Here is a 10,155-nt window from a genome sequence, read left to right on the forward strand (position 1 = left end):
CTCCATGTTGGTCCCTGCCTTCTAAGGCGAGGTCCGGGCTTTTGCAAAGCCAATTTCCATTTTGCCGCGGCGTTGCAACGCATTATATTGATGCGAGCTGGTTTAAACGACAAAGAACGGACGAAATGGGTTTTTCCGCACCGCTATCAAAAGATCAGGCATCGCTGCTGGATGAACGGTCTCGGGAAATTTTCCGGCGCATCGTCGAAGGTTATCTCGATACGGGCGAGCCGCTCGGATCGCGCAGCCTGTCGCGGTTGTTGCCGATGTCGCTTTCACCAGCCTCTGTCCGCAATGTCATGAGCGATCTCGAAGAGCTCGGCCTCATCTATTCGCCGCATATCAGCGCCGGTCGCCTGCCGACCCAGACGGGGCTGCGCTTCTTTGTTGACGCCTTCATGCAGGTGGGTGATCTGCCCGCCGAGGAAAGGGCGACTATCGATCGCCAGATCGGGCCGGTCGCCGGCCACGAACAGTCGCTGGAAGGGCTGTTGACGGAGGCGAGCCGCATGCTGTCCGGCATGTCGCGCGGCGCGGGCCTCGTATTGACGGCGAAGAACGATGTCATCCTGAAGCATGTCGAATTCATAAGGCTGGAACCCACCAAGGCGCTCGCCGTGCTGGTGGGCGACCACAATCAGGTCGAAAACCGCATCATCGAATTGCCGGCCGGCATTTCCTCATCGCAATTGACCGAAGCGGCGAATTTCATCAATGCCCATCTCTCCGGTCAGACGCTGCATGAGTTGCGTGGTCAGTTTCAGACGCAGCGGGCGGAACTGCAATCGGAACTCGGCATATTGGCGCAGGATCTCGTGGAGCGCGGTCTGGCGGTATGGGCGGGAGACAATGAGGAAGGCAAGCTCGGCCGTCTCATCGTTCGCGGTCGCTCCAACCTGCTTGAAGGTCTCGCCGGTGAGGAAGATATCGATCGGGTGCGCCTGCTGTTCGACGATCTGGAACGCAAGGAAAATCTCATCGAAATCCTCAATCTCGCGGAAAGCGGCTCGGGGGTCAGGATTTTCATCGGCTCGGAAAACAAACTGTTTTCGCTGTCCGGTTCGTCGCTGATCGTCGCGCCCTATCGCGATGAGGACAATCGTGTCGTGGGTGCGGTCGGCGTTATTGGCCCGACCCGGCTGAATTACGCCCGTATTGTGCCGATGGTGGACTACACGGCGCAAATCATGGCCCGTCTTTCCCGCAAGCAGAGATAGGACAGACCCGCAAGGTCAGGGAATGCGGCAAGCTTTTCGCCGCAAGCCTTGATTTTTGCCCGTCAAAGCTCGATATCGGGCGCAACCAACATATTCAAATCTGGAGAACGTCATGACCGACGATACAAAAAAGCCCGGACCTGACGCGGACGTCGCGGAAGAGTTTGTCGATCTTGCTCAGGCAGGTGAAGAACAGGCCGAAACGGCAGAGCCCGATCCGGTGGAGTTACTAAAGGCTGAGAACGCCGATCTGCGCGATAAATTCCTGCGCCTTGCCGCCGAGATGGACAATCTTCGCCGCCGCACCGAGCGTGATGTCAAGGACGCCAAGGCCTATTCGCTGGCTGCCTTTGCACGCGACATGCTTGCCGTTTCGGATAATCTTCGCCGCGCGCTTGAAGCCATTCCCGATGAACTCAAGACCAATGGCGAAGCCGGTCTCAATGGCCTGATCGAAGGGGTCGAGATGACGGAACGTTCGATGCTGTCGACGCTGGAACGCCACGGTGTCAAGAAGATCGATGCCGAGGGCCAGAAGTTCGACCCGAATTTTCATCAGGCCATGTTCGAAATCCCGAACACGACGGTTCCCAACAATACCGTGCTCCAGGTGGTTCAGGCCGGTTTCACCATTGGCGACCGCGTGCTGCGTCCTGCCATGGTCGGTGTCGCCAAGGGCGGCCCGAAGGCGGAAGTTGCCACATCGGCCGAGCCGGGCACCTCGTCTCTCAATGAAAAAGACGCGTAAGGCATCTATCCTTACGTCATAAAAAACGCGCCTTCAGGGCGCGTTTTTTTTGCCGTTAAACTGAGGGAATTAGCCCGCGATCAGGCCGCCGTCGCCTGCTCCTGATTGAGGAAAGCGTAGATTGCCGTGTCGGAATCGGTGGCGCGCAGCTTGGCGACCAGTTCAGGGTCGCGCAGGGCGCGTGCAATTCTGGACAACGCCTTCAGGTGATCCGCACCGGCGCCCTCGGGCGCGAGCAGCAGGAAAACCAGATCGACGGGCTGGTCGTCCAGAGCTTCGAAATCGACCGGTGTTTCAAGGCGTGCGAAGACGCCGGTGATCTGATGGATGCTGTTGAGCTTGCCATGCGGAATGGCGATGCCGTGGCCCACACCGGTGGAGCCGAGTTTCTCACGCTGGAGGATGACGTCGAAAACTTCCCGTTCCGAGACTCCGGTAATTCTGGCTGCCTTTGCGGCCAGCTCCTGAAGCAACTGCTTTTTGGAATTCACCTTGAGGGCGGGAATAATCGCATCTTGTTGCAGCAAATCTGCCAACGCCATTCTCTTTTTCCTTCATGCCATCGAGACGATGCAGGAGGCAGATGCACTTTCACGCTCTGCCTCCCACGTCTTGTCAGACTGTTCAGCTCTTGATCGTTTCCGCGTCGATCCAGCCAATGTTGCCGTCATGACGCCGGTAAACGATGTTGAGATATTCCTTGCCCGGGCTGCGGAACAGCAGAACCGGTTCGTCCGTCATGTCGAGCGCCATCACGGCGCTGGCGACGGACATTGTCTTAATCTGTTTCGAACTCTCCGCTACGATGGTGGGTGCGTAATCTTCAGGAACCTCGTGGTCCTCATCGGGAATAGCATCCATCACCGTATAGGCGATTTCCTGCGACACGCCATTCGCACCATTGTGGTGGTCCTTAAGCTTGCGCTTGTAGCGGCGCAGGCGCTTCTCGATCCGCTCTGCGGCGGCATCGAAGCTCGCCTGCGGATCATTTGCCTGACCCGCCGCATGCAACACAATGCCGGTATCGAGATGCAGCTTGCAGTCCGCGGCGAAACGCGATCCGGACTTCTCCACGGTCACCTGGCCTGAATACCCCCCATCGAAGTATTTGGTAACCGCCAGACCTATATTGTCCTCGATCCGCTGACGGAAAGATTCACCGATCTCCATATGTTTACCAGATACACGCACACTCATGGAAATTTTCCTTTTTGTAGTGATTTGCGAGTACCAGCTTACGTCAAGCCGCGCGCGCATCCAAGCGTTTCGAAGACCTTAAAAAGCCCTCATTCGAATTTTACGCCCATGGACGGTGGAGATGAATCCGTTACAAATGACCTTGCTTACGTGTGCGGCGGGCTTCTAGCCCTTGCCGTGGCAAGAGTCAATGGTGCGGCAAAAAACCGCCATAAACGTGATCGCGGCCGCCGCTCAGAAGGCGGACAGCTTGGCCATCGCCTTCTTTTCCCGACGTCTCTGCACGGAGGAGGGGATGTTCATCGCCTCGCGATATTTGGCGACGGTGCGGCGGGCGATATCGATGCCGCTCTTTTTCAGATTGTCGACGATATCATCGTCTGAAAGAACCGCCTCGGCGGCCTCCTGCGCGATCATGGCCTTGATGCGGTGGCGCACCGCTTCCGCCGAATGGCTGTCTCCGCCTTCCACGGCGCTGATCGACACGCTGAAGAAATATTTCAGCTCGAACAGACCGCGCGGCGTCAGCATGTATTTTTTCGATGTCACCCGGCTGACGGTGGATTCGTGCATCTTGATGGCGTCGGCCACCGTCTTGAGGTTCAGCGGGCGCAGATGATCCACGCCATTGACGAGAAAGGCGTCCTGCTGGCGCACGATTTCCGTCGCGACCTTCATGATTGTCCGGGCGCGCTGATCGAGGCTGCGGGTCAGCCAATGCGCCGTCTGCATGCACTCAGTCAGAAAATCCTGATCCTCGCCTGCGCGCGCCTTATGTTTCGACACCTCGGCGAAATAACTCTGGTTGATGAGCACGCGCGGCAGGGTCTCGGGATTGATTTCTACCAGCCAGCCGCCGGTGGAGGAGGGGCGAACGATAATATCGGGAACGATGGTCTCCGAAACCATCGAATCGTAACCCGCGCCGGGGCGGGGATTGAGCGTGCGGATTTCCGCCAGCATGTCGAGGAGGTCTTCCTCATCGACGCCGCAGATTTTTTTAAGTGAGGCGAAGTCGCGTTTCGCAAGAAGTTCCAGATTGTCGACGAAAGCCCGCATGGCCGGGTCGAGCCGGTCCTTCTGGGCAAGCTGGATCGACAGACATTCGCTTAAAGAACGGGAAAATACACCCGGCGGGTCGAAGCCCTGAAGCGTCTTCAGAACGTGCTCGACCGCTGACGGGGCCGCCCCCAGCCGTTCGGCGACGTCGTCGACGGCATCGGCCGCAATATAGCCGGTCTCATCAAGCTGGCCGATCAGCGCATCGGCGATCATCCGGTCCTCGGCGGCGGATATGGCAAGCGGCAGTTGCTGATTGAGATGGTCGCCGAGGCTCTGTCTGGCCGCGACGAAATCGTCGAGGTCGTAACTTTCCCCCGACTCCTGGCCGGGCATGGATTTCCATTGGCCGGCCAGTTCGGGCGCATCGGCCTTTCTGGGCTCGGCATCGTCGGGAAAGACGTTTTCGAAGCTGGTGTCCAGTTGCTCGCCGAGATTTGCGGCGCGGTCGCCATACCAGTCGTCGCTGTCGGGCGTCACCGTGGCGGATCTGTCCGAGCCTTCGCCGTCCACATCACCGAAACTCTCAGTCTCTGCCGGGGCATCGCTGCTCAAATCGCCATCGTTTGCCGCAATTTCCAGCAGTGGATTGCGTTCCACCTCTTGCGCAATGAACTGCGTTAGCTCGAAATGCGTCATCTGAAGCAGCTGGATGGACTGCATCAGTTGCGGTGTCATCACGAGAGACTGGTTTTGACGCAGCAAAAGGCTGGCAGACAATGCCATGGCGGACGCGAAACTCCCCTTACAGCTTCTCCGTCGCCTGATTTTCCAGAAATTTTACTGGGATGACGGAACTTGGCCCAAAAATTGCTTTTTTATCTTGTTTGGTCAAGCGTCAGGGCGGGGCGCGATGAAGAATCTTTCGCGCCCAGGCGTTTAAAGGCTAAAATTATTGCCGAGATAGAGACGGCGCACATCCGGATTGTTGACGATATCGTCCGGACGTCCATGTGTCAGAACCTCGCCGGCATGGATGATGTATGCCCGGTCGATAAGACCGAGCGTTTCACGGACATTGTGGTCGGTCACGAGAACGCCGATGCCGCGCGCTGTCAGGTGTCTCACCAGATTCTGGATATCGCTGACCGAAATCGGATCGACGCCCGCGAAGGGTTCGTCGAGTAGCATGAAGGTCGGATCGGTTGCGAGTGCGCGTGCAATTTCCAGACGCCGTCGCTCGCCACCCGAAAGCGCCACGGCAGGCGACTTTCGCAATTGCGCGATATGAAACTCTTCCAGCAGTTCATCGAGCTTGCGGTTGCGCTTGGCAGCGTCCGGCTCATGCACTTCCAGCACTGCGCGGATGTTTTCCTCGACCGTCAAGCCCCGGAAGATCGATGCTTCCTGCGGCAGATAACCGACGCCGAGACGGGCGCGTCGATACATCGGCATGGTGGTGACATCATTGCCGTTGATGGCGATCTTGCCGGTATCCACGGGCACCAGGCCCGTGATCATGTAAAAACAGGTGGTTTTACCCGCACCGTTCGGGCCGAGCAGTCCCACGGCCTCGCCTCGGCGCACGACCAGCGAAACCCCGTTGACGACACGGCGCGTATTATAGGTCTTCGTCAGGCCATGCGCGATCAGCGTGCCCTGATAGGGGGTCTTGTCCGCCGGCGAGGCCGCATCCGCGGATCGGCTGCGCCCGCCGCCGAATATCTTTGAGATCGAGGGTATCTTCACGAGGAAAGACTACTGTTTTTTCTGCGATTTCGGATCGAGCATGATCCGGACAGGGCCGCCGCAGCTTTCCAGCTTGGCCTGTCCCGTATTCATCAGAACGGTGAGCTTGCAGCCGGTGAAGACATTCGTGCCCTCCGACAGCACGACCTGCTTGCCGGTCAGGATGAAGGTCTGCGCCGCCATGTCGAATTCGCCGTGATCGGCCGTCGCCTTCTGGGTCTCGGACGTGAGATAGACATTATTGTCGACGAAGATTTTTTCGATATTGGCGTCGCCGCTGGTAAGCGAAGAACCCTCGCCCTTGTAATTCACGGTCATCTTGCCGGCCTGAAGGGTGGTCGTTCCCTGCACCACTTTCACATTGCCGGTGAAATAGGCCTTGCGCTCCTGATCGCGAATCTCGAGCTGGTCGCTTTCAATCGCGATCGGCTGGTCGCCGGAGAGCTTGACGCCCTGCATGTTGCTGGTGGTGTTCTGGGCGAAAGCCACAGTTGCAAGACACGAAAAGACAAGGCCTGCGGCTGCAAGGCCGGCGGATTTGCCAAGGGAAACGGGACGGGAAATTTGCATCATCTGGACCGGGCTCTCACTTGCCTTCATTCTTGATATTGGATGCAGCGATACGTGCCCGTACCTGCCCCGAAAATGTAATTGTCTTGCCATTATCGGCGATGTCAATCGATTGCGCAACAATCGAGCCGTCGTTTGTTTTGATCGAAACCGGCTCCTGGCTGCTCATTTTTCCGGCCTTCAGATCGACATCCGCAGACTGGAACTTCGCTTGTATGCCATTGCTGAGATTGATGTCAAAAGGGGCGGTCATCTTCAGCGTGTTGGTCGCCCGGTCGAAAATGCCTTCCTGGGCGATCACCTGCGCGACACTGTCGTTCACCGGCACTGCCGCCAGAACCTTCTCAAGCGTCATGAGATTGGGGTTGGCGATGTCCTGCAACGCACGGTCGGCGTTCATGGAATAATCGATCCCCTTCTCGTTGCGGCCGGCAACAGCGGGTTTTTCCATCACGATCTTGCCGTCTTCAATTCGTGCGCTCTCCAGAGAGACCTCATCAGGCGCCCAGGTTCGGATAACCGAAACAGCGATGAAGGCGAATGAAATGATTGCCGCGCCGAGCGGCAGAATGATTTTCAGCCGCTTTACGCGCGCAGAATGCCGCAGCGCGGTGTCATAGGCGCCGTTCTGGTCATTGGGCAGCGAAAATGCTGGCGCGGGTTCGCGGAGTCTTTCGAGCATAAGAGTGGGTCCGGAATGCTTCTAGGGCGCCATTGTGGCGCACAATCGAAGCTTGTGTCTCTATCTAAATGTCTTTGGCATGAGTGCTTTGTCCTGCCAATATGGTTTTTGTCTGGAGAGGTGCAAGGGAAATGCGAATTTTATCGTAATTCTGGTTTCCTTATTGTTTCCTTGCGGCTTCGCGTTAGAAGAACCATATGGCCTGAAGCGCAAAAGCGGATGACAGAGGTTTTTATGGACAATATGGCGATAGCGGATCGCAGGCGGTTGCGCCGCAAGCTGACTTTCTGGCGGGTTGCCGCCGTTCTCCTGCTTGTCGCCGGCGCTTTCGGTCTTTACCGGTTTTTATGGGATGGACCGCAGCAAAGCGCGAAGCCCCATATTGCCCGCGTCGAGGTCTCCGGCCTGATCACCGACAATACCGAACTTCTCGAGCGGCTCGACAAGATCGCCAAGAGCGAGAATGTCAAAGGGCTGATCGTGTCGATTTCCTCGCCAGGCGGCACCACCTATGGCGGTGAGCGCATCTTCAAGGCCATTCGTGGCGTTGCGGAAAAGAAGCCGGTTGTCTCGGATGTGCGCACGCTCGCCGCTTCTGCAGGTTATATGATCGCATCGGCAGGCGATGTCATCGTCGCCGGCGAGACCTCGATAACCGGCTCGATCGGCGTGATCTTTCAGTACCCCCAGCTTGGCCCGTTGATGGAAAAGCTCGGCGTTTCTTTGCAGGAAATCAAGTCGTCGCCGATGAAGGCGGAGCCTTCGCCGTTCCACGAGGCGCCGGAGGAAGCGAAGACGATGATCCGCGCCATGGTGATGGACAGCTACGGCTGGTTCGTCGATCTTGTGGCCGATCGCCGCAAGCTGCCGCGCGAAGACGTGCTTAAACTGGCGGATGGATCGATTTTCACCGGCAGGCAGGCGCTCGCCAACAAGCTGGTCGATACGCTTGGAGGCGAAAAGGAAATTCGCAGCTATTTCGAAACACGCGGTGTTGCCAAGGATTTGCCGATCGTCGAATGGCGTGCGCCGTCATCCCGCTCGCCTTTTGCGGTTTTCAGTGTTGCGCAAATAGCGAAGTTTCTGGGATATGACGATTTAATTCCCTTCGCAGGCCCCGGCCAGCTCGGTACGGACAAGTTGTTTCTTGACGGTCTTGTTTCCGTTTGGCAGGTTGAGCCGCGTTAAAAATCCAATTCTTTCAGGGGGCAACCGTGATCAAGTCTGAACTGGTGCAGATCGTTGCTGCGCGTAACCCGCACCTTTATCACCGTGACGTGGAAAACATCGTCAATGCGGTGCTGGATGAAATCACCGACGCCCTGGCGGCAGGAAATCGTGTCGAGCTTCGTGGTTTCGGCGCATTTTCGGTGAAAAACCGTCCGTCGCGTTCCGGTCGGAACCCGCGCACGGGTGAGTCTGTTTTCGTCGAAGAAAAATGGGTGCCTTTCTTTAAGACGGGCAAGGAACTGCGCGAGCGCCTGAACCCCGGCATGGGTGACGAAGAGGACGATTGATCGTCCTCACTGCCCGCGCCGGAGACGGAGCTAGCGGAGCCCCGCAGCGATGGAGTATTCTCGGATGTCGAAAAAAATCATCAACCTCATCATCCTGCTTCCGCTGGCGATTATTCTCGTCATCCTGTGCGTGGCCAATCGTCAATCCGTGACGCTGGCGCTCAATCCGTTCCGACCGGAAGATGGCGTTCTGTCGTTCACCGCGCCGTTTTTCGTTTTCCTCTTTCTGGCGGTTATTTTTGGCGTTCTCCTGGGGTCGGCGGCCACATGGTTCGCTCAGGGCAAACATCGCAAACGCGCTCGTATCGAAGCCAAAGAAGCCGTCCGCTGGCACGATGAGGCGAACCGCCAGAAGGCGGCCGCAACCGCGCAGCTGCCGCATGCGGGACAACTCCCGGCAAAGTGATGGTGCCGACAGTCGCTCCGGCTCTAGTTGTGGAACCTCAACAGGTTGTCCCGGTTGAGGCCGAGGCGACTGATTGGTGTTTTTGATTTTATCCCGCCATGAGGGCGATGCCAATTGTACATGTGCGTCCAGTTTGGCAGGTGCGTTTTGCGTATCTCTGATGATGGATATGGACGTGCATACGCCCACTCCCGCAAGGCGGTCTGAATGAAGCGCTCGGCCTTGCCGTTGGTTTTTGGCGTGTAAGGTCTGGTTCGAATGTGCTTGAGGCCGAGTGCTCGGCAGGCTTTGGCAAACTCCTTTGCGACATAGCAGGAGCCGTTGTCGGTCATCACCCGCGTAACCGTGACGCCGAGGCTTTCGTAATAACCAACGGCTGCCTTGAGGAATACGATGGCGCTGACGGCTTTTTCGTCTGGGAAGATGTCGGTGAAGGCAATGCGAGAAGCATCATCGATGCAGACGTGGACGTATTCCCAGCCCACTCCGCGTGAGTTGCTTTGGCCCGTCCTGTCACCTGTGATCCGGTGACCGATGCGCTCGAAACGGCCAAGGCGCTTGATGTCGAGATGGATCAGGCCACCCGGCTCGGCATATTCGTAGCGCATGACAGGTTCCGCCGGAACGATATCCTTCATCCGGGATAGACCAGCCCGCCTGAGAACGCGGCTGACGGTGGCGGGAGATACGCCGGTCTCCATGGCAATGTGCTTGCCGGTCAGGCGTTGTCTGCGAAGATGGAGGATCCGTTCGATAACGCCGCCATTCGTCTGTCTCGGACTGCTGGCAGGTCGCGATGAGCGATCCATCATCGCCGCCCGGCCCAATGCTTTGAACCGTTCCGCCCAGCGAGAAACGATCTTCAGCGAAACACCGTAGAGCAGGGCCGCCTGGGCTTTCGAAAGCTTGCCGCCAAGAACAGCGGCAGCCATTTCTTCTCGACGCAATGGCGTCAGTCGGGCATTCTTATGGATGTTCATTCGGGGCGATCCTGGATGACTGAGGTGTGGTAACTCCAGTCTCCTAAATCCGCTCCGAATGGACAACCTAATGAAAGCTCACATCTAGTC

General features: G+C 57.5%; 12 protein-coding genes. 5 read left to right on the top strand and 7 right to left on the bottom strand.

Annotation, left to right across the window (positions count from 1 at the left end):
* The first annotated feature begins 125 nt into the window (after positions 1–125).
* Entirely contained in the window at positions 126–1,217 is a 1,092-nt protein-coding gene (gene hrcA / locus F3H58_RS15980) for a heat-inducible transcriptional repressor HrcA (RefSeq protein ID WP_020811203.1), read from the top strand.
* Positions 1,218–1,329: 112 nt separating this feature from the next.
* Positions 1,330–1,965 carry a nucleotide exchange factor GrpE gene (gene grpE / locus F3H58_RS15985; RefSeq protein WP_149742861.1) on the top strand — a complete coding sequence of 212 codons (636 nt, stop codon included), beginning with the start codon at positions 1,330–1,332 and terminating at the stop codon, positions 1,963–1,965.
* An 80-nt stretch (positions 1,966–2,045) separates the two neighbouring features.
* On the opposite strand, the gene ptsN is transcribed toward grpE, so the two are convergent.
* The 6 genes from ptsN to lptC all read right to left on the bottom strand — a co-directional run bounded on the left by ptsN (position 2,046) and on the right by lptC (position 7,162).
* Entirely contained in the window at positions 2,046–2,507 is a 462-nt protein-coding gene (gene ptsN, locus F3H58_RS15990; RefSeq protein WP_003503792.1) for a PTS IIA-like nitrogen regulatory protein PtsN, read from the bottom strand.
* 82 nt (positions 2,508–2,589) lie between these two features.
* The gene (gene hpf / locus F3H58_RS15995; protein ID WP_059759321.1) at positions 2,590–3,162 is read right to left on the bottom strand and encodes a ribosome hibernation-promoting factor, HPF/YfiA family; all 573 of its coding nucleotides are present in this window, start codon (positions 3,160–3,162) and stop codon (positions 2,590–2,592) included.
* A gap of 234 nt (positions 3,163–3,396) precedes the next feature.
* Positions 3,397–4,947, bottom strand: coding sequence for an RNA polymerase factor sigma-54 (gene rpoN / locus F3H58_RS16000; protein WP_149742862.1), 1,551 nt, complete (start codon positions 4,945–4,947; stop codon positions 3,397–3,399).
* Positions 4,948–5,100: 153 nt separating this feature from the next.
* The gene (lptB, locus tag F3H58_RS16005; RefSeq protein WP_003520083.1) at positions 5,101–5,910 is read right to left on the bottom strand and encodes an LPS export ABC transporter ATP-binding protein; all 810 of its coding nucleotides are present in this window, start codon (positions 5,908–5,910) and stop codon (positions 5,101–5,103) included.
* A 9-nt stretch (positions 5,911–5,919) separates the two neighbouring features.
* Positions 5,920–6,483, bottom strand: coding sequence for an LptA/OstA family protein (locus tag F3H58_RS16010; protein WP_003503784.1), 564 nt, complete (start codon positions 6,481–6,483; stop codon positions 5,920–5,922).
* Between the two features lie 13 nt (positions 6,484–6,496).
* Positions 6,497–7,162: an LPS export ABC transporter periplasmic protein LptC gene (lptC, locus tag F3H58_RS16015; protein WP_149742863.1), complete on the bottom strand. Its 666-nt coding sequence runs from the start codon at positions 7,160–7,162 to the stop codon at positions 6,497–6,499.
* A gap of 234 nt (positions 7,163–7,396) precedes the next feature.
* Between lptC and sppA the strand changes: the two genes are divergently transcribed.
* From sppA to F3H58_RS16030, 3 genes are all read left to right on the top strand, one after another.
* Positions 7,397–8,350, top strand: a complete 954-nt coding sequence (sppA, locus tag F3H58_RS16020; RefSeq protein ID WP_149742881.1) for a signal peptide peptidase SppA — start codon at positions 7,397–7,399, stop codon at positions 8,348–8,350.
* Between the two features lie 2 nt (positions 8,351–8,352).
* Positions 8,353–8,679: an integration host factor subunit beta gene (locus F3H58_RS16025; protein ID WP_219256707.1), complete on the top strand. Its 327-nt coding sequence runs from the start codon at positions 8,353–8,355 to the stop codon at positions 8,677–8,679.
* Between the two features lie 64 nt (positions 8,680–8,743).
* Positions 8,744–9,085, top strand: a complete 342-nt coding sequence (locus tag F3H58_RS16030; RefSeq protein ID WP_188128944.1) for a LapA family protein — start codon at positions 8,744–8,746, stop codon at positions 9,083–9,085.
* 23 nt (positions 9,086–9,108) lie between these two features.
* Here F3H58_RS16030 and F3H58_RS16035 read toward each other — a convergent pair whose 3' ends face one another.
* Positions 9,109–10,065: an IS481 family transposase gene (locus tag F3H58_RS16035; protein ID WP_149742865.1), complete on the bottom strand. Its 957-nt coding sequence runs from the start codon at positions 10,063–10,065 to the stop codon at positions 9,109–9,111.
* Positions 10,066–10,155: the final 90 nt, after the last annotated feature.

It is taken from the genome of Rhizobium sp. NFACC06-2 (genome assembly GCF_900101425.1).
Lineage (GTDB): Bacteria > Pseudomonadota > Alphaproteobacteria > Rhizobiales > Rhizobiaceae > Agrobacterium > Agrobacterium leguminum.

Bases quoted from the DNA above. Each gene is read 5' to 3' on its own strand.
- hrcA (WP_020811203.1), top strand. From the start codon at position 126: ATGGGTTTTTCCGCACCGCTATCAAAAGATCAGGCATCGCTGCTGGAT.
- grpE (WP_149742861.1), top strand. From the start codon at position 1,330: ATGACCGACGATACAAAAAAGCCCGGACCTGACGCGGACGTCGCGGAA.
- ptsN (WP_003503792.1), bottom strand. From the start codon at position 2,507: ATGGCGTTGGCAGATTTGCTGCAACAAGATGCGATTATTCCCGCCCTC.
- hpf (WP_059759321.1), bottom strand. From the start codon at position 3,162: ATGAGTGTGCGTGTATCTGGTAAACATATGGAGATCGGTGAATCTTTC.
- rpoN (WP_149742862.1), bottom strand. From the start codon at position 4,947: ATGGCATTGTCTGCCAGCCTTTTGCTGCGTCAAAACCAGTCTCTCGTG.
- F3H58_RS16010 (WP_003503784.1), bottom strand. From the start codon at position 6,483: ATGATGCAAATTTCCCGTCCCGTTTCCCTTGGCAAATCCGCCGGCCTT.
- lptC (WP_149742863.1), bottom strand. From the start codon at position 7,162: ATGCTCGAAAGACTCCGCGAACCCGCGCCAGCATTTTCGCTGCCCAAT.
- sppA (WP_149742881.1), top strand. From the start codon at position 7,397: ATGGACAATATGGCGATAGCGGATCGCAGGCGGTTGCGCCGCAAGCTG.
- F3H58_RS16030 (WP_188128944.1), top strand. From the start codon at position 8,744: ATGTCGAAAAAAATCATCAACCTCATCATCCTGCTTCCGCTGGCGATT.
- F3H58_RS16035 (WP_149742865.1), bottom strand. From the start codon at position 10,065: ATGAACATCCATAAGAATGCCCGACTGACGCCATTGCGTCGAGAAGAA.